Below are 26,370 nucleotides of genomic sequence, written 5' to 3' on the forward strand. Positions count from 1 at the left end.
TCCGCGCGCCCGCGCACCCACCCCGTACAATCACGCGCCGGCGCCCCGGGCGAGCCGCAGCGTCACGATCTGGAACGGGCGCAGCCGCAGCCGCACCACGTTCCCCTCCAGCTCGGCGGACGCGTCGGCGAGGGGGCGCTCCAGCAGATCCACGACGCGCGCACCTGCCGGGACGAAGCCCGCCGTCAGCCGCGCCGAGGCGCGCCCGCCGTGCGCCTCGTGGAGCCGGACCACCACGTCCCCGCTCCCGTCGTCCGCCAGCTTGACCGCCGTCACGACCACCGCGTCGTCGTCGACCGAGACCAGCGGCGCGACCTCGGCACTCCCCGGCACCCGGCGTTCGGGAAGACCGAACTGCCAGCCCTCGCGCACCGCGTCCCCGACCGTCGCCCCGGGCAGCAGCGCGTACCGCAGGCGGTGCACCCCCTGGTCCGTCTCCGGGTCGGGATAGCGCGGCGCCCGCAGCAGCGACAGCCGCACCGTCGTCGTGGTGGAACCGTCCTCGCGGACCGTGCGGGTCACGTCGTGCCCGTACGTCGAGTCGTTGATCAGTGCCGCACCCCAGCCGGGCTCACCGACGTGCAGGAACCGGTGGGCGCAGATCTCGAACTTCGCCGCCTCCCAACTGGTGTTGGTGTGCGTCGGTCGCCGGACGTGCCCGAACTGGGTCTCCGCCGTGGAGTGATCGGCCCGCACGTCGATCGGGAACGCCGCCTTGAGGAACTTCTCCCGCTCGTGCCAGTCGACCTCGGTGGCGATGTCCAGCCGCCGCGCCCCCGGCCGCAGCGAGAGCACCTGGACGACGCGGGACGAACCGAAGCTGCGCACCACCTCGACCCCGTCGGCGTGCGGGCGCACCGCGTCGGCCCCGGTCAGATCCGTCACCGTGTTCCGGTAGAACGCGTCGACGTCCCAGGCGTCCCAGTGGTTGGGCAGATCGGGGTGGACCTGGAGCAGGTTCGCCGCGCAGCCCGGCGCGACCGTCTCCCGCCCCGCCACCAGATCGACCACCGAGACCACCAGGCCCCGCGCGTCCACCGTCACCCGCAGCAGCCCGTTGTCCAGCCGGAAGCCGTCACCGGCCGGCTCGGCCGCCACCGGTCGCTCCGGCGGCTGAGGGGCGAGCGACGCACCACCCGCCGCCACACCGGCCCGGGCGTGCGGGGCCGCGTTGAAGACGACGGCGCCGTCCCCCTCCGGGGCGCCCGCCAGGGCCCGTTGCGCGGCCCCGATCACCCCTTCGAGCTCCTCGGCCACCCGGGCGTACACGGCCTCCGCCTCACGGTGCACCCAGGCGATGGACGAACCCGGCAGGATGTCGTGGAACTGGTGCAGCAGCACGGTCTTCCAGACCCGGTCCAGCACCTCGTACGGGTAGGCGAACCCGGCCCGGACCGCCGCGGTCGCGGCCCAGAGCTCGGCCTCCCGCAACAGGTGCTCGCTGCGCCGGTTGCCCTGCTTGGTCCGCGCCTGCGAGGTGTACGTGCCCCGGTGCAGCTCCAGGTACAGCTCACCCAGCCACACCGGCGGCCGCTCGTACTCGGCCTCGGCGGCGGCGAAGAAGTCCGCGGGCCGCTCGATCGTCACCCGGGGCGACCCCTCCAGGTCCGCCAGCCGCTCCGCCCGGGCCAGCATCTCCCGGGTGGGGCCGCCGCCCCCGTCGCCCCAGCCGAACGGGACCAGCGAGCGCGTCGCGTGCCCCTTATCCCGGAAGTTGCGCTCGGCGTGCGCCAGCTCCTCGCCGGACAGCTCCGCCACATACGTGTCCACCGGCGGGAAGTGCGTGAACACCCGGGTGCCGTCCAGCCCCTCCCACAGGAACGAGTGGTGGGGGAACGGGTTCGTGGTGTTCCACGAGATCTTCTGGGTGAGGAACCAGCGCGACCCCGAGAGCGCCACCAACTGCGGCAGCGCCGCCGAGTAGCCGAACGAGTCCGGCAGCCACACCTCCTCGGTCTCGACCCCGAACTCCTCCAGGAAGAACCGCTTGCCGTACACGAACTGCCGGGCCAGCGCCTCCGACCCCGGCATGTTGGTGTCCGACTCCACCCACATTCCGCCCACCGGGACGAACTGTCCGGCCGCCACCTTCTCCTTGACCCGTGCGTACAGCTCCGGCCGGTGCTCCCGCAGCCAGTCCAGCTGCTGCGCCTGCGACATCGCGAACACGAACTCCGGCCGGTCGTCCATCAGCGCCAGCACGTTGGAGGTGGTGCGGGCGACCTTGCGGACCGTCTCGCGCAGCGGCCACAGCCACGCCGAGTCGATGTGCGCGTGCCCCACCGCGGACAGCCGGTGCGCGGAGGCGTGCGCGGGCGAGGAGAGCGCCGGACGCAACGCCTCCCGGGCGGCGGACGCGCTCGCGCCCACGTCGTCCAGGTCCAGCGCGTCCAGGGCGCCCTCCACCGCGCGCAGGATCTCCCAACGGCGTGCCGAACCGACCGGCAGCTGACGCATCAGCTGGTCGAGCACCTCCAGGTCCTGGAGCAGTTCCCAGACCTGCCGGTCGAAGACCGCGACGTCCATCCGCTCGACGCGGTACAGCGGTTCGTCGCCCGCGGTCTCCCGGTCGCCGAGCGCACTGACGCCGTCCAGGATCTCCGGATTGGCGGCCGCCTCCAGGTAGTACGTGAACTCCTCGCCGCCCGCGACCCGTTCGCCGACGCGCAGCCAGGTGTTGAGCGGATTGAGCGCCTTGACGACGGTGCCGTCCGGCCGGTGGGCCAGCGCCTCGGCGGAGAATCCCGGCCGGTCCCGGGCGAAGCCCAGGTCGATCACGGCCTCGACGGTCTCACCGGCCCAGTCCTCCGGGACGCGGCCGGTCACCCGGAACCAGCTGGTGCCCCAGGCCGGGCCCCAGTCGTCGCCGATCGCCCCGGCGGTGTAGGCGGCGGCCGTCGCCTCGTCGAAGGGCACCGGCTCGCCGGGGGCGTGCCAGATCTCGAACTCCATGGGGGCGCTGCGGGGGTGGACGGCGGGGCGGATGCGCTCGCGCAGGACGCGGTCGAGACGTTCCTCGGTAAGTGTGCGGTCGTCATGCATGGGTGCAGGGTCTCTCTGGTGAGGGGAGGCGATGAGGAGGCGGGGCGGTGCCGTTCCGGCCGGGACGGCACGGGAGGCAGGAGGTGATGGAGGGGGTCAGGGGAGTTCGTCGAAGCCCACGCAGGGCAGCGACAGGTCGGCGGCCAGGCCGAGGAGCCCCTCCAGCCGGGCCGGCGCGACGTGGTTGGCCTCGTGGGCGTCGGCGACGCAGTGGGCGTAGAGCGTGGTGGCACCGCCCTCGTCGGCGGTCCGGCGCAGCGCCGTCTCGACACCGGTCAGGTCGTCGTCGTAGGCGACGCCGCCGCGTCCGGAGTCCACCGAGCAGCCGGGCAGGACCCGCCGGGAGGCGAGCTCGGCGGCCGGGACGTGCAGCTCGTCCGCGAGCGAGGGATCGGCGCGGCGTCCGGCGGGCAGGCCGCCGCGCAACCGCTCGAAGAGCGCGAGCAGCAGCCGGTCGGTGCTCTCGTCGCGGGCACTGCACGGGTAGGCGAAGCTGCGTGCCGGGAAGCCGAGGCGCCGCAGCGACTCCAGGGCGGGCACCACCTCCCGGTCGAGATAGGCACCGGCGCCGTGCGCGGCGACGAAGTCCGTCGCCCGCTCGTGCCGCAGACCGTGGCACCCGACGGTGTGGCCGTCGTCCGCGAGGCGGCGCAACATGCGCACCTCGTCCCCGTCGAGCCGGTCCGGTTCGCAGACGAAGAAGGTGACACGTGCTTCGTGGCGTGCGAACAGCGGGGCGACGGCGGCCCATTCGCGCACGTGCCGGTCGTCGAAGGTGAGCAGCAGGGCCCGGTCGACGCGCCGGTCCGTGCGCAGGTCCGTCCGGTCGGTCATCGCCCGGCCCCCTCGGGCGCCCAGCCGGTCACGGAGCCGTGCAGCGCGGTGTAGAACGGATCGCCCGGGCCGATCTCGCCGGCCAGGACGGGACGTCCGGTGAGCGCGGCCTTGTACATCGCGCTGATCAGTTCCAGGGAACGGCGGCCGTCCCCGGCGCTCGCCCGGGGACGGCGACCGGCCCGCATGTCGGCGAGCAGCGAGCGGAGCTGGGCGGCGTGCGAACTGGGAACGTCCTCGGCGGGGGCGGTCCAGGCGGCGGCCCGGGCGGGCTCGACACCCGGCGCCGGGGTGTAGGTCCAGTCGCCGTTCCCGTACCCGTACAGGTGGTTCAGCTCGATGGTCGCGTCCCGCAGATCGATCCGCAGATGGCTCAGCTGGCGCGGCGAGAGGGCGCTGTTGACCACGGTGGCCAGTGCGCCCGAGGCGAACCGGACGGTGGCGGTGGTGACGTCGTCGGTCTCCACGTCGCGGGCCAGCCGACCCGCCATCGCCCGGATCTCCGCCCAGTCCCCGAGCAGTTCCAGCAGCAGGTCGATCTGGTGGATGCCGAGACCCATGGCGGGGCCCGCCCCCTCCGTCGCCCACTTGCCCCGCCACGGCACGGCGTAATAGGCGTCATCGCGGTACCAGGTCGTCTGGCAGTGGGCGACCAGCGGTGCCCCCAGCTCACCGGAGGCGATCAGCTCCCTTGCGTGCTCGGCACCCGATCCGAACCGGTGCTGGAAGACGATCGGGGCGTACGGCCCGTGTTCGCCCTCCGCGGCGGTCATGGCGTCGTACTCGGCGAGGCTGAGCGCGGGCGGCTTCTCGCACCACACCCAGGCACCGGCCCGCAGGGCGGCGACGACCTGCTCCCGGTGCGCGACGGGCGGCGAGGCGACGACGACCAGATCGGGCCGGAGCTCGCGCAGCGCGGCGGCGAGGTCGGTGGAGTGGTGCGGGAGCGAGAAGTCGGCCGCGAACGAGCGCGCCGCGGCCGGATCGGTGTCGACGGCTCCGACGACGCGGAAGTCCGAGGGCAGTTCGAGGAACGCCGGCATGTGGACGGCACGGGCGATGTTGCCCGCGCCGACGAGCAGTACACGGTAGGGATTCACAGTCACGGTCACAGGGAGGCCATCCAGGCTGAGTACGTGCGTCGAGAGGTGGGAAAGCGTTTTCCAGAAGCTCGGGGGAGTGCCCCTTCGCGAAGGAGGGGCACCGGGGCGGGCGGAGTGGGGTGGGCGGAGGCCGTTCAGAGGGTGGCGTAGAGCGGCCCGGCGCTGGTCACGGGTCCGGTACGGAGCCGGTCCGGCCAGGCGAGGGCGAGGCCGAGCGAATCGCTCAGCCTGCTCTGGAACGAGGCGAGCCGCCGCTCGGACCCGCGGACCGCGCGGGGCGGCAGCCGGTGCTCCAGGCAGTACGAGACGAGGGCGCCGACGGCCTCGCCGATGCTCCACTGCCCGGCGTGCCCGCCGAGCGCGGGCGCGCTGACGTGCGTCGCACCGGCGTTCCGTCCGGCCGGGAGCAGGTTCTCCACCCGCACGGGCAGCAGCGCGCCCAGGGGCAGCTGGAACGGCAGACATTCCAGGTCGAGCCCGGCGCCGCCACCGGCGCCGGGGTGCAGCGTGATCCGGGAACGCAGCGTCCCCACGCTGTCCGCGAAGGTCTCCGCCCCCCGCGCCCCGGCCCGCGCCGCCGCGGTCATGTGGTGTTCCAGCAGGGTGAACTCGGCCCGGATACGCCGGGATTCGCGCACGTGCGGGGTCATGGCGAACCCGTCGGCCGTGCCCGTCACATCGGGCCGCAGGCGCAGTTCCGGGTAGCCGCGCCCGCCGTCGTGCCGGGGTGCCCGCGTCTGCATCCAGTACAGGAACGACAGGGCCTGCTCGCGGGCCTCCCGCTCGGCGCGTGCCCGCGCGCCGTCCCCGCCGCCGACGAGCGGCAGGCGCGTGTAGGCCGTCTGCTCCCAGTCGACCAGGGTGATGTCGCTGTCGAAGGTGCCGGGCAGGCAGCGGCTGCGGGCCAGCACCCGGCGCTGGTGCCAGCGGTCGTTGGGCGGTGCGCCCCACGGCGGGACCTCGTCCGGCTCGTGCAGGAACAGCGGCACCTGGCGGGCCGCGGTGCCGCCGGGTTCCGCGGTCTCCCAGGAGAAGGCGCCGGCCCACCGGTCGTAACCGGCCGGTCGGTCGACGGTGTGGTCCTCGCCGGGCCGGTGGTCGAGGGCGAAGACCCAGGAGAACGGCTGCTGGTCCAGCGGGTCGGCGGTGTCGGCGGCGTGCGGCTCGCCGGTCTCCTCGCGGGACTCGGCGCCCGTGACGTGTTCCACCCCCGCCAGGTCGAGCAGGTCGCCGAGGTCGGTCGCGTCGACGACGTACGCTGCGCCGACCGTGAGCGGGCCGCCGTCCGCCGCCTCCAGGGTGACCGCGGTCACCCGGTCCCCGTCGGTCCGGGCCGCGACCGGGCGGTGGCCGAGGAGCAGCGTGAGCCGCCCCGAGGCGAGATGCGGGGCGAGGAGTTCCTGGACGACGGCGAGCGCGGCCCGCGGTTCGTGGCTGAGGTGGCCGGTGGTGCTCAGACCCGGGTCGAGCAGCGGGTCCGCGTACGGCTCCGGGCACAGCGGATAGTTGCGGCGGTAGAAGTCGCGTATCCGTTCCCGCAGGTCGCGGTAGCCGGGGGAGACGGGGTCCAGCTCGACACGGTGGCCGTCGGCGAGCGGCACCGCCTGCGCGGTGAGCAGGCCGCCGGGCCAGTCCGCCGCCTCGGTGAGCACGACACGGTGGCCGAACCGGACGGCGGTCAGTGCGGCGGCCAGGCCGCCTGGTCCGGCACCGACCACCAGGACGTCGGTTCCGAGCTCGCGGGTACGGGGTGTGGGGGCGGCGGACACAGGAGTCTCCTCCCTCAGGGCCGACGGGCGGCGACGGTACGGAGCCGGACCGGCACGGACTCGCTCGTCCTGATCCGGACGGGGAGCACGATCTGCTCGGCGCTGCGGTACGGGTCCTCGCCCGCCGTGCGCTCCGCGATCCGGGTGATCAATTGCTCGACCGCCCGGCCGCCGATCTCCCTGGCGGGCAGGCGGGCGGCGAAACTGGTGAGCGGCAGCAGGTCGTAGGGGCCCGCGTCGTCCATGCCGGCCAGCACGATCTCGTCGGGCACGGCGATGCCGAGCGCGGCCAGGTCGGAGGCGGCGGTGGCGACGGCGAAGCCGTGTGCGCACAGCAGGGCGGTCGGCGGCTCGGGGGCGGCGAGGAGCTCGGACAGCAACCGCCGACGGTCGTCCTCGGGCAGTGCCGTGTAGGAGCGCAGTGCCGTCAACTGGGGGAGCAGGGGCTGGTCGTGGGCGCGCAGCGCCTGTTTGTGCCCGGTCATCCGGTCGTGGACGCTGGTGCACTCGGTCTCGCCCCACAGCGTCGCGATGCGCTCGTGGCCGTCGGCCAGCAGATGCTCCGTGAGCCGGTAGCCCACGTCGTAGTTGTCGGCGGTGACCGCGTCGAAGGCGAGGCCGGGGAAGTACCGGTCGACCAGCACCATGGGGATGCGCCGGGTCCTGATCTCGTCCAGCACGTCCACGGCGGGCACGCCCTGGACGGGATACAGGATGATTCCGTCGACCCGGTCCTCCACGGCCTGCCGCAGCGCCTGTTCCTGGCGGGTCAGGGACGCGGCGTGGTCGGCGTCGCCGGTGTCCGTCATGTGGACCGCGGAGTCGGCGAAGAACAGTCGCAGCCCGCGCTCCGAACACCCCGATTCGACCCCGCGCAGCACCTCGGACTGGTACGGGCCCTGGCCGCTGATGACGCACGCGACCACTCCCGACCGGTGGGCGGCGGGAGGCTCGGCGGCGCGCTCCGCCGGATCGGCGACGAAGGTGCCGCGACCGCGACGGCGCACCAACAGCCCCTCCGCGACGAGGTCGTTGAGTGCCCGGACGGCGGTGGTGGAGCTCACCCCGAAGCGTTCGCGCAATTGGTTCTGTGTGATGAACGGAGCACCGGCCTCGTACTCGTCGCGCGCCACCTCGGCCCGCAACTCGTCCTTGATGCGCTGGTATTTGGGTCCGGACGTGCTCATCCAGACACCACCCTCTCGAATTTGACGCGTCAAACTGCGTGGAGATCAGTGTGGCGGTGGTTAACGCATTATTTCAAGGGGGTTGCGGCGAAAGAATGGGTACTTAGTGCGTCATGAGCGGGGGTTGGCGGTTCATGCGTCAACCCTGGCGCCCGTCCCGGCTCTGCCGGGCGTGATCGGCGGGCGGCGGCGCCGTACTGGCCCGCACCACCAGACGCGAGGGCACGGCGAGCGTGCGCGGCGTCGGCGGCGCGTCGCCGAGGGCCAGCAGCAGTGCCCGGCGTCCGATCTCCTCCAGCGGCAGCCGCACGGTGGTCAACGCGGGGGTGACGTCGCAGGCCACCGGAAGATCGTCGAAGCCGACCACCGACACGTCGGCGGGCACGCTCCGGCCGAGATCGTCGCGGAGCGCCACGAGGGCCCCGAGCGCCATGGCGTCGTTGAGCGCGAACAGCGCGGTGATCCCGGGCGACCTGCGGAACAGCAGGGTGGCGGCGGCCCGCCCGCCGTCCCGGGTGAAGTCGGCCTCGGCGCGGTGGCGCTCCTGCACGGCGATGCCCAACTCGGCCGCCCGCTCCAGGAAGCCGTGCAGCCGTTCCTGCACCGAGACCAGCGTCAGCGGTCCGCAGATGACGCCGATCTCCGTGTGCCCCAGCCGGGCGAGATGCTCGGCGACCGCCCGGCCGCCCTCGCGGTTCCCCGGCACGATCGTGTCCACCGGCAGATCCTGGTGCGCGACCGCGGTCACCCGGCCGCCCTGTGCCGCGAACGCCTCCAGCTCCTGGACGAGCGCGGGGCTCCGGTCGGTGAAGCCCGAGCCCGCCAGGACGACGGCGCGGGCCCGCTGCGCGCGCAGCCGCGCCACGTACTCCGCCTGGAGGCCGGGCTCGTGGAAGGTGCCCGCCAGCATCACGAGCAGCTTGTGGTCGCGGGCGACCTCCATGACACCCGCCGCGATCGCCGCGTAGTAGGCGTCGTTCACGTCGTGCACGACGAGGCCGACGATGGACGTCGTGGACTGCACGAGTGCGCGGGCCGGTGCGTTGGACACGTAGCGGAGCCGGGCGGCCGCCTCCAGGACGCGCTCCTGGAGCTCCTGGGTGACGTTGCGGTCGCTGTCGCCGAGGACGCGCGAAGCCGTGGCGAGGGAGACCCCCGCGTCCTGCGCGACCTGCTGGAGCGTCACGGCGGACGGCGGGCGGGGACGGGCTGAACGTCGATTGACCTGGCTCGGCATAGGGCTACGATAGCCGTACTGAAAGCGTTTTCCCATTGCGCGACCAAGAGGGTACGACGCTCGGCGGCCCCGCTGCCCTCCCTCGCTCAGTCCGCCCTCCATCGGCCCGGCTCGGCCGGCGGCATCGTGGCCAGGCAGTGGTAGACGGCATCACCGCGGAAGGCGAACCGCCGTTCGACCTCCGCGGTGAGCCGGACACCGAGGCCCGGCGCCCGCGGAGGGAGCAGACGGCCCGACTCGATGCGGAACGGCTCGACCAGCAGCTCGCGCCGCAGAGCGTACGCGGGCAGTGGCCACTCGGCCAGCCGGCCACCACCGGCGAACGCGGCGTGGTAGTTGGCCGCCTGACACACCGCACTGCCCCAGCAGTGGACCACCGGGTCGATGCCGTGTTCCGCGGCCCCCGCGAAGACGGCGAGTGTCTGCCGCGGCCCGCCGACGACCGTGGCGTCCGGCTGCACCATGTCGTAGTACCCCGCGGCCATGCGCTCCAGCAGCTCCCGCGCGGTGGTGACGGTCTCCCCGCCCGCCACCGGGCAGCCGGCCGACCGCCGCAGGGCGGGGTACTCGTGCGCACGGGCCGGGCCCAGCGGTTCCTCCAGGAAGCGCACCGGCTGCCGCGTCCCCGCCCGTACCGCGTCGAGGAACGCGAGCGCGTCCGCCGCCGACTGGCCGGGGTCGTCGAGGCTCTGCGCCATGTCGACGGCGACACCGATCCCGTGTGGGGCGGCGTGTTCCAGCGTCCACACCGCCTTGTCCGCTTCGTGGCCCCGTGCCCTGATCTTGAAGGTGCCGATCCCGAGCGCGGCGACAGCGGTGAGCTCGGCGCCCATAGCCGACGGAGAGGTCGAGTCGCCTCCGCTGGCGTAGAGCCGGATGCTGTCCGTACGGCGGCCGCCCAGCAACTCGTACGCGGGCACACCGGCCCGCTTCCCCAGGGCGTCGAGCAGGGCCGCCTCCACGGCGGAGACGACGTGGCGGGCCGCCCCCTGGAGACTCCAGTACCCCGTGACACGCACCATGTCCCGGTACCGTTTCGCCAGGTCCCCGGCCGGGCGCCCGGCCAGGAAGGGGGCCAGCAGCTCGACCGTCGACACGAAGACGTGCGGCGCGAACACGGCGAGATATCCCTCGCCCAGACCGGTCGTCCCGTCGTCCAGGGTCACCTCGACCAGTCCCGTCGTGCGCCACCCCGTGGGCAGCGCCACGCGCACCTCCAGATTGTCCGGGTCGGCGTACGGGGCGCTGAGCAGCACCGGCCGGATCGCCGCGATCCGTGCTCCGTCGTCGACGAGCGCACCCATGCGCGCGCAGCTGTGTTCGGCCATGTCGTCGCGTCCTCAGAATCCTCGGTCCCACCGCACGGGGTTGCGCAGCGGGGTTCCTGTCACGAACCGGTGCAGGTTCTCGGCGAACAGGTCGATCACCCGCACGCCCTCGTCCGTCGAACCACCCGCGGTGTGCTGGGTGAGGACGACGTTCGGGCAGGTCCACAAGGGATGCCCGGCGGGCAGCGGCTCCGTGTCGGTGACGTCCAGCACCGCACCGCCGAGCCGCCCCGAGGACAGCTCGGACACCAGCGCCTCCTCGTCCACCAGCGACCCCCGGCCCGCGTTCACCAGGACCGCCCCGGGCCGCATCCGGGCCAGCCGCCGCGCGTCCAGCAGCCCGCGCGTCCCGGGCGTCCCGGGCAGCAGCCCCACCACCACGTCGAAGTCCGGCAGCCGCACATCGAGCTCGGCCGGGGTGCGGATGTCGCCCGAGCCGCGCGCGAAGTGCGAGACCCGGCAGTCGAACGGCCCGAGCAGTTCGGCGAACCGCCGGGCGATGGACCCCCGGCCCAGCACCAGGACGTGGGCCCCGGCCAGCAGCCGCAGCCGCGGTCGGACCTCCGACTTCGCCCAGGTGCCGCGGGAACGCAGCCCGCACAGCTCGTCGATGCCGCGGTGCAGCGCGAGGATGCCCGCCAGGCACGACTCGGCCACCGGGCCGGCGAAGACGTCACCCAGGTTGGTCACGGTCAGCCGACGGCCGAGGACCGGCCAGTCCAGGCCGAGATAGTCGTCGATCCCGACCGAGGCGAGCTGGAGCCACCGGAGCCGGGGGGCCTCGGCGACCCGGTCCGCCCCCGGATTGCCGAGCGCGATGTCGGCGTCGGCGAGGGCACGGGCGTCGGCCGCCGAGACCGTCCCCGGCTCGGCGAACCACACGGACCCGGTGCCGAGTCGGCGCAGGCGGGCACGGCCGGACTCGTCGAGCGGCAGCTCCACGTACAGGCCGAGGGGGCGTTCGCCCGCGTTCACCACGGGTGCTCCGCGAGGTATGCGGCGATCCGGTCCCGGTCCCAGGCGCCGTCCGCGACGGTGACCCGGTAGCGACGGGACAGGGTGTCGCCCGGAGCCAGCACCAGTTCCTCGTGGAACGCGTAGGAGGGGGCGACGGCCGCGAACGGTTCGTTGCGGACGAACCAGTGGGCCGGGTGCGTGCCGCGTGTTCCCGCGTGGTCGTTCTCCGGGGCGTGCCGGAAGATCAGCGTGGCGTGGCCGTCGCTGCCGTCCAGTTCACCGCTGTAGGCCAGCCAGGGCGCCTGCGTCCCCATCAGGCCGGGGCCCTCGCCGTCCGGGCCGAGGATCCGGCCGCCGCGGAAGGCGCGCGGCCCGCGCCAGAAGAGGCCGGTGTAGCCCGCCGCCTCCCGGCCGTGCGTCGTGGGGCTGCCGAAGCGCAGCGGCTCGGCACGGCGGTTGGTGATCGCACTCGACCAGGTCAGTGTCCAGCTGCCGCCGATGTCCGCCGGGCCGCTCCCGGTGCCGTCCGCCGGACCGGTGCCCGGGGCGGTGTGCTCGATGTCGTGCAGTTCGATCCGGCGCAGTTCGTCGGCCCAGTGCGTGCCGTCGTGGTGGTGCCAGCTCAGCCGCTCGGCGACGACCACGCGTCCGGCGTCCGCCGTCACCTCGTCGAAACCGAGGTGCGCCATCGAGCCGACGCGCTCGGGCAGGGGCTGGTAGCCCAGGCCGTGCACATAGGTGTGGCCGCCCCAGAGGTTCTGCCCGGACAGGTGGGAGGCCGTCATCTGAAGGCCCTTGTGCCAGCGGTGGTCGTTGGGCCGGTAATCTGTGACAACGTTGTCAGTCAGTGTGCGCAGGGGGTGGATGTACGGCTTGGGGGCCTCCCAGGCCGCTTCCGGCCGGTAGACGTAGTTGATCAGATCGACGCCTCGGCGTTCCTCGGTGACCGTGATCCGGTCCCCGTGGACGTGTGTGACGCGCAGTGCGGGGCTGCTCATGTCCGAAGTCTCCAGGGTTGGCTGGAAAGCGCTTACCGCAACCTAGGTCCTGGAGCGGGGTACGTCAATACGGAGCGGGAGTCGGCGTCGGACGTGTGGCGGGCGCGACGTGTGGCGTGCCGCGCGCGGAGGCGGCGCGGCGGCAACGGGGCGGTGCGGGGGAACGCGGGGGAGCCGCGAAGGGGATACGGAGATGCCGGGGGCGCGGGGGAGCGGCCGGCGCCGCCGCTCGCTCGGGGGAGGGGCGTGCGCCGGCCGTTCGCGCGGGGCGGTGCTACCGCTGGGGCGGGCGGATGCCGCCGCCCATGTCGCCCTGCTGGTCGCACTGTTCCTGAAGCTTCCGGGCCTTCTCCTGGAGCCGCTGACGCTGCTCAGGGTCGGTGGTGCGCTCGGCGGCCTCGGTCATCTGCCGGGCCTTTTCGCGCAGCTGCTGCGCACGGTCACCGGATTCACGTGCAGCGCTCATCATCACTCCTTGTGCGGTAGGGAAGAGCGGGCTCCATCAGAGAACCAGTGCCGACGGGCCGCCGCACCCCGAACGGTCACGCAGAGTGATGGCTTGTCGAGGAGGTGGCGTCGCGGTGTGCCGGAGGGGGTGCGGGGCGCTGGCATGATCGAGGGATGAACGAAAGCATCATCGCCGCGTGTGACGGCGCATCGAAGGGCAATCCCGGACCCGCGGCCTGGGCGTGGGTCGTGGCCGATGCGCAGGGGCAACCGCGGTGCTGGGAAGCGGGCCCGCTGGGGACCGCCACCAACAACGTTGCCGAACTCACGGCGCTGCGCGAGCTGTTGGAATCCACGGACCCGTCCGAGGCGATCGAGGTGCGGATGGACTCGCAGTACGCGATGAACGCCGTGACCAAATGGCTTCCCGGATGGAAGCGCAACGGCTGGAAGACGTCGGCCGGCAAGCCGGTGGCCAACCGCGAACTGGTGGTCCGCATCGACGCCCTGCTCCAGGACCGGTCCGTGAGGTTCGTCCACGTCGCCGCGCACCGGGTGGGCGGCGACCCGCTGAACGCGCTCGCCGACCAGGCGGCGAGCGAGGCCGCGGCGACCCAGCAGCCGGACGGCACGGCGCACGGCGCCACCGGGTTCCCGACCCCGGCCCCCGCGCGGGCGACCGAGGGGCGGAGCGGGCGCACCCCGGCGAGGAAGGCGGCGGGCGCTCCCCGCTCCGGGCGTTCCGGCGGCACGATCCGGGCCAGGTACGCCGGCCGATGCCACTGCGGGAAGCCGTACGCGGCGCAGGAGATGATCGCGAAGTCCCCGAACGGCTGGGGCCACCCGGAGTGCCGCACCGCCTCCACCTGAGCCTCGTACTCGACGGGGCGGGCGCCGTCCCGGCCGACAGCCCCGGCGCGGGGACCCGCCGGGTCCGGAGCCGGGGCGGGCGGCGGCCGGTCCTCGTCGGGCCCCCGGCGCCGGCCGGCCCCACCGGGCTCCGGACCCGGCAGGCACCGGGCACCGGACGTGGGCGCCGGGCGGTGCCGTCGAGTGCCCGCACGAGGGGCGCCGCGCGTGCCATGATGCGGCAGGGCGGCGGTGCGGGCGGTGTGCCGCCGGTGCCGGGTACGGACACGCTGGGGGGCGTATGGGAGGCACGGGCGCGATCCTGCGCGAGCTGCGCGGCGCGCAGAAGACGGCCAAGGGGGTGTCGCTGTACTCGCGCCACGTGAACCGGCCGCTGGGCCGGCTGTTCGCGGCGGGCGCGTACCGACTCGCCCTGACGCCCAATCAAGTCACACTGATCAGCGCCCTGTTCACCTTCACCTCGCTCGCCGCGGTGGCGCTCGTCCGTCCCTCGTGGGGGCAGGCGGTCGCGGTGTACGCGGGCCTGGCGACCGGCTTCGCGCTGGACTCGGCCGACGGCCAGCTGGCCAGGCTGACCGGCCGGGGCGGCCCGGACGGCGAGTGGCTGGACCATGTCGTGGACTGCGCCAAGATGATCCTCGCGCACACCGCGGTGCTGATCTCCTTCCGGCGGTTCTTCGACCTGCCGTCCGAGGGGTGGCTGCTCCTGCCGCTGGGCTTCCTGTTCGTCGCCGTGCTGACCTTCTGCGCCGGGCTGCTGCGCGAACAACTGGGCCGGGTGGCGGCGTCCGGCGGGCCGGTGCCGGGCGGGGGCGCTCCGGCCCGAATCTCCCGGGTGCGGGCCGCGGCGCTGCTGCCTGCCGACTACGGGGTGTTCTGCCTGGTGTTCCCGCTGCTGGGCAACCCGACCGCGTTCCGTCTCGGCTACGCGGCGCTCGCCGCCGTGCACGCGCTGTTCTTGGTGCTGTTCCTCGTCAAGTGGTTCAGGGAGCTGAGAGCCTTCCGGACTCCGGGCTGACCAGCGTGTCCAGCACCCGGCGCAACTGGGTGCTGGACGTGTGCACGGTGTACGGGAAGTAGACCACCTCGACGCCGACCTCGGCGAAGTCGCGCTCCAGCCGTCTGCCCCTCTCGGTGTCCCGCCAGTCGTCCCCCTTGAAGATGACGTCGAACCTGACCTGCTGCCAGGTCTCGATCTTGTCGGGCACGGTCTCGACGAACGCCGCGTCCACGTAGCGCACGCTGCGCACGATCTCCAGCCGCTCCGGCAGCGGGATCACCGGCGCGTGCCCCTTGGCGAGCGCGGCCATCTCGTCCGAGACGACGCCCGCGACGAGGTAGTCGCACCGGCTGCGGGCGTGCCGGAGGATGTTGAGGTGCCCGATGTGGAAGAGGTCGTAGACCCCCGGCGCGTAGCCGACTCTGTACACCATCCGCTCTCTGCCCCCACGGTGGACGTGATACCCGTGTCCTGCGGCACCGCACGGACGAACGGTCCGGTGCCGCGGAGTACGGGTATCGGTGTTGGTGGTTCAACGACCTTACTGTGTAGTCCAGTTGCGCATCTCGTGAACGGATAAGCTCACTTTTGGGACTGTTCCGCGAGGGGCACAGACCGTTCTGGGGGAAAGGCGTGTGTCCATGGCCGAAGCCGGCCGTCACCATCCGTTCGAGGGCCGCACACTGCTGGTCGTCTCGACGAACTACGCGCCGGAACCCACCGGCATCGGACCGTACGCCGCGCAGCTCGCCGAACACTGGGCGGCGTCCGGCGCCGAGACCCACGTACTGACCGGGATGCCGCACTACCCGTCGTGGCGGACCGAGGGCGACTACCGGGGCGTGTGGCGGGTCACCGAGCGACGGGCCGGAGTCGTCGTCCACCGGCGAAGACACTATGTGCCGTCCCGTCAGACGGCCCTGCGCAGGGCCGCGTTCGAGGCATCGGTGCTCGCCCACGGCGTGCTGTCGCCGCCCGTCGCGCGTCCGCCCGACGCGGTGGTCTCCCAGATGCCGAGTCTCGCGGGCGGGATTCTCGGTGCCCGGCTCGCCCGACGCCACCGCGTCCCGTACCTGCCGGTCGTGCAGGACCTGATGGGCGCCGCCGCCGCGCAGAGCGGGATCAGGGGCGGGGACCGGGCCGCGGCGGTCGCCTCGGCCGCGGAGCGCCACATGTTGTGCCGCGCGGCTCTCGTCGGCGTCATCCACGAGAGCTTCGTCCCCCGCGTCGCCGGGTACGGCGTGGACCCCGGCCGCATCCGCGTCGTCCCCAACTGGACGCACGTACGCGCCCCTTCGGCGGACCGCGCGGCCACCCGGGCACGCCTCGGCTGGGACGAGGGCACCCCCGTCGTCCTGCACTCCGGGAACATGGGGCTCAAACAGGGCCTGGAGGTCCTCGTCGACGCGGCCCGGCTCGCCCCGGACGTACGCGTCGTGCTCATGGGCGACGGGAGCAGACGCGACGCACTGCGCGCCCGCGCGGCCGGTCTGCGCAATCTCGACTTCCTGCCGCCCGCCGACGCCCGCACCTTCACCGACGTCCTCGCCGCCGCCGACGTCCTCGCCGTGACCCAACGGGCTTCCGTGCTCGACATGAGCGTCCCGTCCAAACTCACCTCCTACTTCGTCTCCGGCCGCCCCGTCGTCGCCTCCGTCGCCGACACGGGGGGCACCGCCCAGGAGATCCACCGCTCCGGCGCCGGGGTCCTCGCCGCCCCCGAGGACCCCGCCGCACTGCTGTCGGCCGTACGCGGGCTCGTCGGGGCACCGGCCGCGGCCGACGCCCTCGGCGCCAACGGGCCGCGCTACGTCGCACGACATCTCGGCCGGGAAACCGCCCTGGCCCGCTTCGACGCCCTGCTCACCGAGGCCCTCGCGGACGCACAAGGGAGACCACACCGATGACCCACCCGATCCGGGCCCAGGACGACCAGGACGAACCGGCCCTGCTGCGGGACCAGTTCCGTCAGCTGCTGCGGTACCGGGCGCTGCTCGCCGCCGGTGTGGCACTCGGGCTGCTCGGCGGGGGCTGGCTCGCCCTGAGCGGGGAGAGGAGCTACACGTCGACCGGCGAGGTGGTCGTGCGCTCCGCCGTCTCGGATCCCTTCGCCGCGGGTGCCTCCGCCGACAAGGGGATCAACATCGGTTCCGAGCGGCAGACCGCCGTCAGCGACACCGTGGGCACCCTGGCCGCCGGCGTCCTCGCCCGGGACGGGGACCCGGTGGAGGTCGGCCCCCTGCTCTCCGGCCTCCAGGTCACCAACCCGCCGAACACCCTCGTGCTCCGCTTCGCGTACACCGACCGCACACCGGCCCTGGCACGCGCACGTGCCCAGGCACTTGCCGACGCCTACCTGGAGATCCGCAGACAGCGCAGCGAGAACAGCATCGCCAACATGGTCGACGGCTATCGGGCCCAGTTGGAGCCGCTCACCGAGCAGCGCGACCAACTGGCGGAGCAGGCCGCCGGGAGCAACGACGCGACGGCCGCGCGGGCCAACCTCGTGGTGGCGATCTCCGAACTCAACCGCAAGATCTCCGAGTTGCGCGCCCTGGACACCACCCCGGGCTACCTCACCAAGAAGCCCGCCGAACCGACGGAGCCCACCGGGCCGGGGCTGCTCCTGCTGCTGGGACTCGGCTCCGTCGTCGGGCTCGCGCTCGGGCTGCTGCTGTCCTGGGTGCGCCTGGTCTTCGACCCCGCGGTGCGCTCCACCCGGGAACTGGTCCGCGCGCTCGGCGCCCCCGTGCTCGGCACCCTGCCCAGGGAACGGGCGTCCGCGGGCAGACTGCTCGCCATCGGCCGCGGCGGCAGCCGGCTCGCCGAGGAGTACCGATTGGTCGCCTTCCGGCTCGCCTACGACCCGTCGTTCGCGCGCCGCCGCAGACTCCTGGTCACGGCGCCGCGCGGGGACAACGCCGCAGCAGCCGCCGCCGCGGCCAACCTGACGGCCGCCTTCGCCGAGATGGGGCGGGATGCCGTCCTGCTCGAAGCCGATCTGCGCACCCCCACCCTGGCCGCGGACCTGGTCCCGGCCGGGTACGCCGTGCTCGGCCCGCCGGCACAGGGCCGACGCGGCTGGCCGTCGGACAGCCGGATGAACGTGGACGTGCCCGGATCCGGCGCCTTCACCCTGATCATGGGGCGACGCACGGACAACGTGGCGCGTGCCCTGACCTCCGCACCGGTGGGCCGGATCACCGACGAGGCCGACCGGCCGGGCACCGTCGTCATCGTGCTGGCCCCACCCGTGCTGTCGTACGCCGACACCGTCGCGTTGATCGACCGGGTGGAAGGCGTCATGGTGGTCTGCGATCCGCGGGCGGTGCGCCGCAGCGACCTGGAACGGATCCGCGAAGTCGTCGAGGCGGCGGGCGGAGGTGTCCTCGGCACCCTGCTGCACCCCGCCCCGAGCCGCCACGAGCGCCGCGCCCGTGTCCGGGCCGCCCGGCTCGCGGCCGACGCCGCCGAGCACTCCGGGCCGGGCCGGGGCGAACGGGTCGCCGGTCAGGCCCGGCACGTCCGCGGCGGCCCGGAACACACTGGCGACCCCGCCGAGACTCTCGGCCTGCGCGCCTTCGACCCCACCACGCGACCCAGATGAGGGCACGCACCGCGATCGCCTGCTCGGTCGCGGACCAGGGCGTGGCGGCGCTCACCAACATCCTGGTGCTGGTGGTGGCCGCCCGGCTCTCCGGCGCGGCCGAATTCGCCCGGTTCTCGGCGGTCTACCTCGTCTTCACCGTGCTGCTGGGGGTGTCCGGCGCCCACACCGGGCAGCCGCTCGTGCTGCGACGCGGCGGCGGGGACGAGGTGCGCGGCGCATGCCGGTCGGCGGTCGCCTTCACCCTGCTCGCCGCCGCCGCACTCGGCGGCCTGCTCGCCACCGTCTGCCTGCCGCTGCCCGGAGCCACCGCCGACGCCCTGACGGCGCTGGGTCTCGTCCTGCCGGTGGTCCTGGGGCAGGACGCCGCACGCTACGCCCTGGCCACCCTGCACCTGCCGCATCTCGCACTCGCGGGCGACACCCTCCGGCTGGCCTGCGTGATGGGCGCGCTGGGCACACAACAACACGGCACACCGGCCGCCCGGCTCGTCCTGCTCTGGGGCCTGTCCGCGCTGCCCGCTCTGCTGCTCTGCGTCGCCCTGCTGCACCGCAGGACGGCCGGAACACCACTGAGGCCCGGCGCCCCGATCCGCAGCGGTCGCCTCGGGCGGCGCTTCGTCGTCGAGTTCGGGGTCGGTAACGCCACGAGCCAACTGTCCGTACTCGGACTGGGCACGGTGGGCGACCCGCTGGTCGTCGGTGCCCTGCGCGGCGCGACCACCCTCTTCGGGCCGCTGAACGTGCTGTTCACCTCCGCCACCGGCTTCGGCCCCCCGCTCCTCGGACGGCTCCCCCCGCAGCGGCGGGTACGGGCCGCGGCGGCGCTCGCCGCCCTGCTGGCCGCGACGGCCGCGCTCTGGGCCACCGCGCTCGCCCTGCTGCCGGACCGGATCGGCCGCCACCTGCTCGGCGACACCTGGCCCACGGCGTCCGCGCTGCTCCCGGCGACGGGCAGCCAGTACGCCGCGATGGCCGTCGGCACCAGCGGACTGCTGGCCCTGCGGATGCTCGCCCCCCGCGCCACCCTCCCCATCCAGGTGGTCTTCTCGCTCGCCGCCGTCGCGTTCCTCATCGGCGGATATGCGCTCGCCGGGGTGCCGGGCGCCGCCTGGGGCCTGTGCCTGGGATCGGTCTGCAAGGCGGCCGCCACCTGGACCCGGGTGGCACGGCTGCACCGCCGCGGCGCCGAGGCACCGGAGCCGGTCAGTACGGATCCCGTCCGCTCCGCCCCCTGAAGCTGGTGACCAGCAGCAGACAGAGCAGGGCGATCGCCGGTTTGCCCATGGCCTGGAGCAGCGGACCCCGCAGCAGGATGAAGGTGTACCCGGCGATCAACGGCACGACGACGGCCGTGACACCGCCCGGCCCGGCCCGCGAGACGGCCCGCGCGTAACGCCGGTCGGTGCGTGCCGCGGCGTACCCGATCAGCGCGAACGCCCCGGTCATGCCCACCGCCCCGAAATCGACCCAGAACTCGGTCCACAGCGGCGCCGACAGGTTGGTCATGTTCATCCCCATCCACTGGCCGACCCGCACCCCGGTGTCCTCGGGTTTGCCGCCCCACACCGACCGGGGCACGAAGAACAGGGCGGAGCCCGCCAGTTGGCGCCCATAGGTGTGGCCCCAGGTGTCGACCCAGGTGACAGTGTTGGCGAACATCACCGTCTGGTCGTAGTCCTTGGTGGCCAGCGGCTCGAAGACCGACGACGACTCGACCGGCCGGTATCCCGCGCTGTCGTAGCGGAACCGGTCCGCGTACGGGAACAGCACCAGCGCCCCGACCACCCCCAGGGCCAGCACCGACCGGTACATCGCCGCGCTGGTCGGGAACGCGGTGAACAGCAACGACACCAGCACGGTGAGGAACCAGTAACGGGCGTTGGACACAGGGTTGTTGACGACCACGTTGAGGGCGGCCAGCACACACCAGGCCAGCACCGTCGCGGGGGAGCGCCGGGCCCGGCGCGAGGTCACCAGCCGACGGGTGCAGAACAGCAGCGCGAGCAGCGCCGGGACCGTGCCGAATCCCTTCAGGAACGCGGAACCCACGTTGGACGCGCCGGACGCGACCCCGCTGGCGGCGACCGAGTCGCTGATCTCCTGCCGACTGGTGAAGAAGACCGCGGGCCCGCCGACCTTCAGCACGTAGTACCCGCTCGCCACGAGGGCGAGCAGCACCAGCAGCCCGAGCCGCCCCCGGTGCACGGTGGCCGGACCGTTCCCGGCGCGGCCGGCGGGGCGTTCGCGCAGCGGTCGCCGGGACGCCAGCAACGCGCCGAGGTCGAAGGCGGCGCACCCCACCAGGACCAGCGCCACGGCCGTCACCAGATCGGAGCGCGGCCCGATCAGTGGCGTGGGGGTCTGTCCGATGACCGCCTGCGCGAACGGCGCCACACCCATCGCGATGTACACGAACATCCAGAACACGCCCTGCAACAGGCGTCGCCGGGTGGAGAGGATCATGGTGGCGAGCCGGGCCCCCGCATAGCAGGTCAGCACGAGCTGCAACCAGTACGCGGTGTCCCGGGCGCCGGTGCCGGGCTGCGCGGCGATCACCGCGGGAAGGAAACAGACCAGGGCGAGGATGAGGGGCACGGCCAGCGCGCGCGAGAGCATGGCCCACGACATGGGCTTCGCCGACGGCCGGTCCCGGCCCCGCGGACCGGGCTCCGGTACGGGGGCGGACGGCTCCGCCCGGTGCACGGACGTCATGGGCTCCCCGTTCCACGCATCGGTGAACACTCTAACGAATCAACGCACTTGAGGAATCGCGACGGCCAAGGGCTGTCCCCGTGATCCGCCCCGCATCACGGGGACAGCCCTTAGGCTGAGGATCCGTCCGAGGTGGGGGAGCCCTGGTGAAGATCCTGCACATCGTCACACTGCACACCCCGGACCACGCGTTCGGCGGCCCGACCAGGGTGGCGCTCAACCTGTCGAAGGCGCAGCGGGCCGGCGGCGACGACGCCCGGGTGATGGCGCTGGGCGACGGTTTCGCGGGCGAACTGCCGCGCGTGGTGGAGGGCGTGCCGGTCCATCTCTTCCGCGCCCGCCACGTGCTTCCGGTGTTCGAGGTCAGCGGCATCACCTCCGGCGCGCTGCTGAACACCGCCCGCCGCATGATGCGCGGCGCCGACCTCGTCCATGTGCACCTGATGCGCGACCTGGTGACCCTCCCCGCCGCCCTGCTCGCCCTGGCCTCCGGCACCCCGCTGGTCGTCCAGACGCACGGCATGGTCGACCCCACCGAGAACAGGTTCGCGCAGCTGACCGACCTCCTGGCCGTGCGCAGGGTGCTGCGCGGCGCCGACGCGGTGCTCCACCTCACCGAGACCGAACGCGTCGACGTGAACGCGGTCGCCGCACCCGTGCCGCTCACCCGCACCGTGCGCCTGGTCAACGGGGTGCGGCCGCAGGAGCGCAAGCCCGCCCGCGAGCCGGGACGGCCGCCCACGGTCCTCTTCCTGGCCCGGATCCAGCGGCGCAAGCGACCGGAGGACTTCGTCGCCGCGATGCCGACGGTGCTGGCCGAGCACCCCGACGCCCGGTTCGTGCTGGCCGGGCCCGACACCGGGGCGCTGGGCCCGACCCTGGCACTCGCCCGTGCCCTGGGCGTGACGGATTCCCTCGACCACGTCGGCCCCCTCGACCACGAGGAGGTCCTCGCGGCGGGCAGGCGGGCCGATGTGTACGTACTGCCGTCGATCGAGGAACCGCTGGGCGTCTCCGTCCTCGAAGCGATGTCCGTGGGCACACCCGTGGTCGTCACCCGCACCTGCGGGCTGGGCCCCGACGTGGCACGGGCCGGTGCCGGGCGGGTGATCGACAGCCGGGTCGGCGAAGACGGCGAGAACGCCCGCAAGGTCGCCCGCGCCGTCCTGGAACTCCTCGAACCCGAGGCCGGGGAGAGGGCCGGACGGGCGGCCTGGGAGCTGGTCGACGAGCACTTCACCATCGACGGTGTGACCCGTGCCCTCCGGCGGACCTACGAGGACGTGGTCCGCCGGAGGGCACGATGAGTCAGCTCGTCCTGCCCTCCCGGGACTTGAGTCCGATCTGCCATCGGTAGAAGCTCATCGCCAGCGCGAAGTCGAAACCGGCCCGCCCGTCGAGGAACCCCCGCCGGTACAGGTACATGTAGGCGAACGACACCAGAGGCTTGAACGGTGCCCTGTGGAACAACTGCCCCTGGCGGGACTTCACCCTGCGTACCTGTTCCTTGACCTCGGGGTGGTGCTCCAGCCATGCCTCCCAGTCGGAGTACCGGTTGTGCCGCTCGAACCAGGCGCCGACCGGGTCGAGGTCCTGATGCTCGATCGGGTTGCGGAGCGCCCGCACCGATGCGGCGAGCGGCTGGTAGTGGCCCTCCACCTCGCCGATGCCCGGGGCATCGAGATCTCCCACCTCGGGGTACCGGCAGCGGGTGCGGTCGGTCAGCGACCGCTTGCGGATGGTGTAGCCGTGCCGCAGCCGCTTCCCGGAGAACCAGTAGCCCAGCGGAATGTCGTACGCCGCCGGTCTCGGCGCGCCGGGCTCGGCGAACTCCGCCCGGAGCTCGGCCAGCAGACCGGGGCCGATCCGCTCGTCCCCGTCCAGCAGCAGGATCCAGTCCAGATCGGTGCGGACATGGTCCAGGCACCACTGCTTCTTGCGCGGATGGCCGCCGTCCCAGGTGTACGTGATCACCTCGGCCCCGCACTCCTCGGCGATCTTCGCCGTGCCGTCGGTACTGTGCGAGTCGACGACGACGACCGCCTCGAAGTGGTCGAGGACCGAACTCACGGCCTCGGCGATGTTCAGCCCCTCGTTCTTCGTGGGGATCGCCACGGCGATCGGCAGCTTCCTCATCCGGTCCCTCCCTCGGGCAGCCAGGCGTAGCAGCCGGTGGAGGTGAAGGCGCGTGCCGTTCCCGGGACGGTGATCACGGCCCGCTTCCCGGCAGCGGCGGAACCCGATGCCGACACCTCGCCGTTCGCCCCGGTGATCTGCCACGCGCAGGAGTCCGTGGGGGAGGCGGCACGGTAGCGGCCGGGCCGGAGCCGGGCACCCCGGTGGGTGCCGTCCGGACACCCCCGGGCGGCCTCGCGCAGCAGGTCGCGGTGCTGGACGCACAGGTGCTCGACCGCCGCCTCGGCATCGGCGATCTCGCCCGTCACGATGGCACCGACCGCGATGTCCCGGTCGGCCTTCACCAGGAACGAGAGCCGATCGCAGGTCTCCTGTCCGGTCTGGAGCACGGCCGCCGGGTCCATGCCGCGGGGCACCCGGTCGACCAGGTAGTCCTTCTCCCTCTTGGTGAACGAGCCGCTGGCCGGGGTGAGTTCGCCGACGGGCAGCTTCGGCTGCTCGTCGGGGGCCGCGGCGGTCGGGGGGCGGGAAGGGGCGGCGCCGGGGCCGGCGGACGGGGCGGCGGCGGAGGGCGCGGGTGCCGGCACCGACGCGGACGCCGATGCGGACGACGACGCCCGGGGCTCGTCGGCCGTCGTGCGGCCGTCGGAGGACGAGCCGCAGGCCGCCAGGGCCGCCGCCAGTACGACGGCGGCGGCACCGGCACGGAACGGATGTGTCATCAGCCCGTCCTCAGGGCGTAGTGGGCGGCGACCTGCGAGCTGCTCAGGGCGGCCCCGTAGACGGCGGTCTCGTCGATCTGCCCGGCGAAGAAGTTGCTCGTCGGCTGCCCCGGCCAGTTGGTCAGGGCGTCCCCGCCCACGCGCCAGTAGCCGGTGTAGTTCTGGCTCACCGTGTACGCGCTGTTGGAGGCGCGCAGCTTCCCGTCCACGTACAGGGCCATGCCACCGGCGCCCTGGGTGGCGACGACATGGTGCCAGGCGCCGTTGTTGTAGGCGGCGGGCGTGGTGATGGTCTTGGCGCCGCTGTTGTAGACGCCGAAGACGAGCTTTCCGTCGTTGCGCATGTACACGTGCTTGTCGAACTGGCTGCTGTTCTGCATGGTCGCGTTGCCGAAGCCGATGATCTTCCCGCCGCGCTTCGTCGTGGTCTTGATCCAGGTCTCCAGCGAGAACCTGGTGAGGTGCGCGTGGCGGTCGTTGGTATACATGTACTGGTTCGTTCCGTTGAAGCCGATCGCGGTGGACGGCCCGGCGACCGCCGCGGGCTTCTGACGGTAGGCGGGCGAGTTGCGCAGGAAGCCGCCGCGCTGCCTGCTGCTGGTGTCGGCGGCGAACGTCGATGCTCCCTCGTCGTACCGCCAGTACGACAGGGCGCCGTCGGACAGCACCCGTGCGGGGTACTTCTCGGCGGCGGACGTCACCGTCGCCGACACGGCGGGCGACTTGGCGCTCGTGTTGGTGCCGTCGCTCGCATCGATCCGGTACGAGTGGGTCTCGCCCGGGGACACGTCGGTGTCCGTCCACCTCAGCTGCGGCCGGTCCCAGAACACCGAGGACGCACCGGCGGTGAACACCGGGGTGGTGGCTCCGTCCTTGTAGATCCGGTAGGTGAGCCGTCCGTCGTCGGTGTCGAAGCTCGCCTGCCAGTTCACCTCGATCTTCCCGGGGGCGACCGTGGACAGGCTGACGTTGGGCACCCACGGCGCCCCGGTGTCGGGGCCGTCGGCGAAGCGGGTCAGGCCCTGCTGCCGCACCCCGTTGACGGTGGTGAACTCCCCGCCCACCCAGAGATAGTGGTGGCCGCCCTTGTCGGTCTGCGCCATTACCCGGGGGCCCACCGGCTCGCCGATGCCGTCGTTGGTGTCCGGGAACCAGGGGAGCAGCTTCGGATCGTTCACGGACTGGGCCAGCAGATGCTTGCGCGGCTGGTCCGGGAACTCGCCCATGCTGGAGCAGTCGTGCGCGTGACTCCCGCTGTACAGGACGCCGTCGTGGACCAGGACGGCCTGGGTGGCGCCCAGGCAGGTGTCGCGCCAGCGCTGTTCGAAGTTGCTGAGGTTCAGCGCGATCCTGCCGTCGAAGACACCCTTTCCGGTGCCCTCGTTGGCGGTGTAGAAGCCCGTCGCGTCGGTGGTCAGGTCCTGGACCGTGGAGGTGTTGGGAATGAAGCCGGCGGGGTAGCCCTTGACGAGGGCGCCGGAAGTGGCGTCCACCACGGCCAATGCGTGCGAGGCGGTGCCGTTGACCTTGAAGAAGTCGCCGCCGAGCAGCACGCGCCTGCCGTCGGGGGTCAGTTCAAGTGCCCGGCCCACCTCGTCGGCGTCGGCCTTCCACGGCTTCGGCGCGCCGCCGGTGGTGACCGCGGCGAACTTGTTCCGGGTCTGCCCGGCGACCGTGTTGAAGTCGCCGCCAAGGTAGACGGTGTCCGCCGTGACGGCCAGGGCTCGCACCGTCGCGGAGACGGACACCTTGAAGTCCTGGCGCGGGGTGCAGGTCGCCGTGTCGATCGCCGCGACGTTGCTGACCCCGACCCCGCTCACGGAGCCGAACTGCCCCCCGACGTACAGGGTCTTCCCATCCGGGGAGAGCGCGAGCGCCCGGACGGTCGCCGTGCCCGACGACATCGTGAACGACAATTTGCAGCCGGTGGGCGCGCCGGTCGCGGCGTCGAACGCGGCGAAGTTCAGGGCCGGTTGCTCGGAGGTGCCGGCGGCCGCGCCCGGCGGGCGGACGGTGGAGAACGTGCCCCCGGCGTACACGACGCCGTCGTGGGACGCCGCCATCGACCAGACGATGCCGTTGGTCTGCCAGGTGCTGAGGTCGTCCGCGGTCAGCGAGACCGGCGGGGTCAGGGCCGAGGCCGCGGGCGCCCCGGACGCCGTCGCGGTGAGTGCTCCGGCGAGCAGGCACAACGCCGCGGCCGCGGCACGCGCCCGGCCGCGCCCGACGGGCCTGCGCCCCGTGGGTGTGTTCATCGATCAGCTCCGTGGATGAGGACGGACCGCGGCCGGAGGACCGCGGTTCCCGTGCCGTGCGTCGGATCGACGACCGGTGGTCGACCCGGCGTACGGGGGCGGGCGGACGGGTGGCGTGCGCGGACCGGTGGTCCGGGCCGCACGGATGTGCCCGGTTCCGCCG

The 26,370-nt window shown here is 73.2% G+C and carries 21 protein-coding genes; 6 read left to right on the forward strand and 15 right to left on the reverse strand.

Going from position 1 to position 26,370, the window contains the following annotated elements:
• Nucleotides 1-30 precede the first annotated feature (30 nt).
• The 10 genes from ACFC79_RS11270 to ACFC79_RS11315 form a co-directional block, all read right to left on the reverse strand.
• Nucleotides 31-3,042, reverse strand: a complete 3,012-nt coding sequence (locus ACFC79_RS11270) for an alpha-mannosidase (protein WP_376238142.1) — start codon at nucleotides 3,040-3,042, stop codon at nucleotides 31-33.
• A gap of 96 nt (nucleotides 3,043-3,138) precedes the next feature.
• Nucleotides 3,139-3,876 (reverse strand): polysaccharide deacetylase family protein, encoded by a 738-nt coding sequence (locus tag ACFC79_RS11275; RefSeq protein ID WP_376238145.1) that lies wholly within the window; start codon nucleotides 3,874-3,876, stop codon nucleotides 3,139-3,141.
• Entirely contained in the window at nucleotides 3,873-4,919 is a 1,047-nt protein-coding gene (locus ACFC79_RS11280; protein WP_376238309.1) for a Gfo/Idh/MocA family protein, read from the reverse strand. Before ACFC79_RS11280 ends, ACFC79_RS11275 begins: the two co-directional genes overlap by 4 nt.
• 194 nt (nucleotides 4,920-5,113) lie before the next feature.
• Complete coding sequence (locus ACFC79_RS11285) at nucleotides 5,114-6,748, reverse strand: FAD-dependent oxidoreductase (RefSeq protein WP_376238147.1); 1,635 nt, start codon at nucleotides 6,746-6,748, stop codon at nucleotides 5,114-5,116.
• Between the two features lie 14 nt (nucleotides 6,749-6,762).
• Nucleotides 6,763-7,935 (reverse strand): substrate-binding domain-containing protein, encoded by a 1,173-nt coding sequence (locus tag ACFC79_RS11290; protein WP_376238149.1) that lies wholly within the window; start codon nucleotides 7,933-7,935, stop codon nucleotides 6,763-6,765.
• Between the two features lie 139 nt (nucleotides 7,936-8,074).
• Nucleotides 8,075-9,121 carry a LacI family DNA-binding transcriptional regulator gene (locus ACFC79_RS11295; protein ID WP_376238152.1) on the reverse strand — a complete coding sequence of 349 codons (1,047 nt, stop codon included), beginning with the start codon at nucleotides 9,119-9,121 and terminating at the stop codon, nucleotides 8,075-8,077.
• A gap of 137 nt (nucleotides 9,122-9,258) precedes the next feature.
• Complete coding sequence (locus ACFC79_RS11300; RefSeq protein ID WP_376238155.1) at nucleotides 9,259-10,500, reverse strand: mandelate racemase/muconate lactonizing enzyme family protein; 1,242 nt, start codon at nucleotides 10,498-10,500, stop codon at nucleotides 9,259-9,261.
• A 12-nt stretch (nucleotides 10,501-10,512) separates the two neighbouring features.
• A complete protein-coding gene (locus ACFC79_RS11305; RefSeq protein WP_376238158.1) occupies nucleotides 10,513-11,478 on the reverse strand; it encodes a D-2-hydroxyacid dehydrogenase in 966 nt (321 codons plus the stop codon).
• Nucleotides 11,472-12,455: a PmoA family protein gene (locus ACFC79_RS11310; RefSeq protein ID WP_376238161.1), complete on the reverse strand. Its 984-nt coding sequence runs from the start codon at nucleotides 12,453-12,455 to the stop codon at nucleotides 11,472-11,474. Before ACFC79_RS11310 ends, ACFC79_RS11305 begins: the two co-directional genes overlap by 7 nt.
• Nucleotides 12,456-12,729: 274 nt before the next feature.
• Nucleotides 12,730-12,921, reverse strand: a complete 192-nt coding sequence (locus tag ACFC79_RS11315) for a DUF6381 family protein (protein WP_376238163.1) — start codon at nucleotides 12,919-12,921, stop codon at nucleotides 12,730-12,732.
• 155 nt (nucleotides 12,922-13,076) lie between these two features.
• On the opposite strand from ACFC79_RS11315, the gene ACFC79_RS11320 reads away from it, so the two are divergent.
• Complete coding sequence (locus ACFC79_RS11320; RefSeq protein ID WP_376238166.1) at nucleotides 13,077-13,772, forward strand: ribonuclease H; 696 nt, start codon at nucleotides 13,077-13,079, stop codon at nucleotides 13,770-13,772.
• 280 nt (nucleotides 13,773-14,052) lie between these two features.
• Nucleotides 14,053-14,790: a CDP-alcohol phosphatidyltransferase family protein gene (locus ACFC79_RS11325; RefSeq protein ID WP_376238169.1), complete on the forward strand. Its 738-nt coding sequence runs from the start codon at nucleotides 14,053-14,055 to the stop codon at nucleotides 14,788-14,790.
• Here ACFC79_RS11325 and ACFC79_RS11330 read toward each other — a convergent pair.
• On the reverse strand, nucleotides 14,756-15,205 hold the full coding sequence (locus ACFC79_RS11330) for an adenylyltransferase/cytidyltransferase family protein (RefSeq protein WP_376238170.1): 450 nt from the start codon (nucleotides 15,203-15,205) through the stop codon (nucleotides 14,756-14,758). The two genes, ACFC79_RS11325 and ACFC79_RS11330, sit on opposite strands and share 35 nt — an antisense overlap.
• 208 nt (nucleotides 15,206-15,413) lie before the next feature.
• Here ACFC79_RS11330 and ACFC79_RS11335 point away from each other — a divergent pair, with 208 nt between their 5' ends.
• Genes ACFC79_RS11335 through ACFC79_RS11345 form a run of 3 tightly spaced genes read left to right on the forward strand, consistent with a single transcriptional unit; the run spans nucleotide 15,414 to nucleotide 19,617 of the window.
• Nucleotides 15,414-16,679, forward strand: coding sequence for a glycosyltransferase (locus ACFC79_RS11335; protein ID WP_376238173.1), 1,266 nt, complete (start codon nucleotides 15,414-15,416; stop codon nucleotides 16,677-16,679).
• Nucleotides 16,676-18,379 (forward strand): lipopolysaccharide biosynthesis protein, encoded by a 1,704-nt coding sequence (locus ACFC79_RS11340; RefSeq protein WP_376238175.1) that lies wholly within the window; start codon nucleotides 16,676-16,678, stop codon nucleotides 18,377-18,379. The genes ACFC79_RS11335 and ACFC79_RS11340 overlap by 4 nt, the downstream gene beginning before the upstream one ends.
• Nucleotides 18,376-19,617 (forward strand): hypothetical protein, encoded by a 1,242-nt coding sequence (locus ACFC79_RS11345; protein ID WP_376238178.1) that lies wholly within the window; start codon nucleotides 18,376-18,378, stop codon nucleotides 19,615-19,617. The genes ACFC79_RS11340 and ACFC79_RS11345 overlap by 4 nt, the downstream gene beginning before the upstream one ends.
• Here ACFC79_RS11345 and ACFC79_RS11350 read toward each other — a convergent pair.
• Nucleotides 19,586-21,094 carry a hypothetical protein gene (locus ACFC79_RS11350; RefSeq protein WP_376238180.1) on the reverse strand — a complete coding sequence of 503 codons (1,509 nt, stop codon included), beginning with the start codon at nucleotides 21,092-21,094 and terminating at the stop codon, nucleotides 19,586-19,588. The two genes, ACFC79_RS11345 and ACFC79_RS11350, sit on opposite strands and share 32 nt — an antisense overlap.
• A 146-nt stretch (nucleotides 21,095-21,240) precedes the next feature.
• On the opposite strand from ACFC79_RS11350, the gene ACFC79_RS11355 reads away from it, so the two are divergent.
• Nucleotides 21,241-22,401, forward strand: coding sequence for a glycosyltransferase (locus ACFC79_RS11355; protein ID WP_376238182.1), 1,161 nt, complete (start codon nucleotides 21,241-21,243; stop codon nucleotides 22,399-22,401).
• A 1-nt stretch (nucleotide 22,402) separates the two neighbouring features.
• Here the strand turns inward: ACFC79_RS11355 and ACFC79_RS11360 are convergent, their stop codons facing one another.
• From ACFC79_RS11360 to ACFC79_RS11370, 3 genes are read right to left on the reverse strand one after another with little or no spacing between them, the layout of a single operon-like run.
• Nucleotides 22,403-23,230, reverse strand: a complete 828-nt coding sequence (locus ACFC79_RS11360) for a glycosyltransferase family 2 protein (RefSeq protein WP_376238185.1) — start codon at nucleotides 23,228-23,230, stop codon at nucleotides 22,403-22,405.
• Nucleotides 23,227-23,952 carry a hypothetical protein gene (locus ACFC79_RS11365; RefSeq protein ID WP_376238187.1) on the reverse strand — a complete coding sequence of 242 codons (726 nt, stop codon included), beginning with the start codon at nucleotides 23,950-23,952 and terminating at the stop codon, nucleotides 23,227-23,229. Before ACFC79_RS11365 ends, ACFC79_RS11360 begins: the two co-directional genes overlap by 4 nt.
• Nucleotides 23,952-26,207: a LamG-like jellyroll fold domain-containing protein gene (locus ACFC79_RS11370; protein WP_376238190.1), complete on the reverse strand. Its 2,256-nt coding sequence runs from the start codon at nucleotides 26,205-26,207 to the stop codon at nucleotides 23,952-23,954. Before ACFC79_RS11370 ends, ACFC79_RS11365 begins: the two co-directional genes overlap by 1 nt.
• Between the last annotated feature and the right edge of the window lie 163 nt (nucleotides 26,208-26,370).

The sequence above is a fragment of the Streptomyces sp. NPDC056061 genome (genome assembly GCF_042266885.1).
In the GTDB taxonomy this organism is placed as follows: domain Bacteria; phylum Actinomycetota; class Actinomycetes; order Streptomycetales; family Streptomycetaceae; genus Streptomyces.

Bases quoted from the DNA above. Each gene is read 5' to 3' on its own strand.
- ACFC79_RS11360 (WP_376238185.1), bottom strand. From the start codon at position 23,230: ATGAGGAAGCTGCCGATCGCCGTGGCGATCCCCACGAAGAACGAGGGG.
- ACFC79_RS11310 (WP_376238161.1), bottom strand. From the start codon at position 12,455: ATGAGCAGCCCCGCACTGCGCGTCACACACGTCCACGGGGACCGGATC.
- ACFC79_RS11315 (WP_376238163.1), bottom strand. From the start codon at position 12,921: ATGAGCGCTGCACGTGAATCCGGTGACCGTGCGCAGCAGCTGCGCGAA.
- ACFC79_RS11345 (WP_376238178.1), top strand. From the start codon at position 18,376: ATGAGGGCACGCACCGCGATCGCCTGCTCGGTCGCGGACCAGGGCGTG.
- ACFC79_RS11300 (WP_376238155.1), bottom strand. From the start codon at position 10,500: ATGGCCGAACACAGCTGCGCGCGCATGGGTGCGCTCGTCGACGACGGA.
- ACFC79_RS11280 (WP_376238309.1), bottom strand. From the start codon at position 4,919: ATGCCGGCGTTCCTCGAACTGCCCTCGGACTTCCGCGTCGTCGGAGCC.
- ACFC79_RS11340 (WP_376238175.1), top strand. From the start codon at position 16,676: ATGACCCACCCGATCCGGGCCCAGGACGACCAGGACGAACCGGCCCTG.
- ACFC79_RS11370 (WP_376238190.1), bottom strand. From the start codon at position 26,207: ATGAACACACCCACGGGGCGCAGGCCCGTCGGGCGCGGCCGGGCGCGT.
- ACFC79_RS11275 (WP_376238145.1), bottom strand. From the start codon at position 3,876: ATGACCGACCGGACGGACCTGCGCACGGACCGGCGCGTCGACCGGGCC.
- ACFC79_RS11365 (WP_376238187.1), bottom strand. From the start codon at position 23,952: ATGACACATCCGTTCCGTGCCGGTGCCGCCGCCGTCGTACTGGCGGCG.
- ACFC79_RS11325 (WP_376238169.1), top strand. From the start codon at position 14,053: ATGGGAGGCACGGGCGCGATCCTGCGCGAGCTGCGCGGCGCGCAGAAG.
- ACFC79_RS11350 (WP_376238180.1), bottom strand. From the start codon at position 21,094: ATGACGTCCGTGCACCGGGCGGAGCCGTCCGCCCCCGTACCGGAGCCC.
- ACFC79_RS11320 (WP_376238166.1), top strand. From the start codon at position 13,077: ATGAACGAAAGCATCATCGCCGCGTGTGACGGCGCATCGAAGGGCAAT.
- ACFC79_RS11290 (WP_376238149.1), bottom strand. From the start codon at position 7,935: ATGAGCACGTCCGGACCCAAATACCAGCGCATCAAGGACGAGTTGCGG.
- ACFC79_RS11330 (WP_376238170.1), bottom strand. From the start codon at position 15,205: ATGGTGTACAGAGTCGGCTACGCGCCGGGGGTCTACGACCTCTTCCAC.
- ACFC79_RS11270 (WP_376238142.1), bottom strand. From the start codon at position 3,042: ATGCATGACGACCGCACACTTACCGAGGAACGTCTCGACCGCGTCCTG.
- ACFC79_RS11335 (WP_376238173.1), top strand. From the start codon at position 15,414: ATGGCCGAAGCCGGCCGTCACCATCCGTTCGAGGGCCGCACACTGCTG.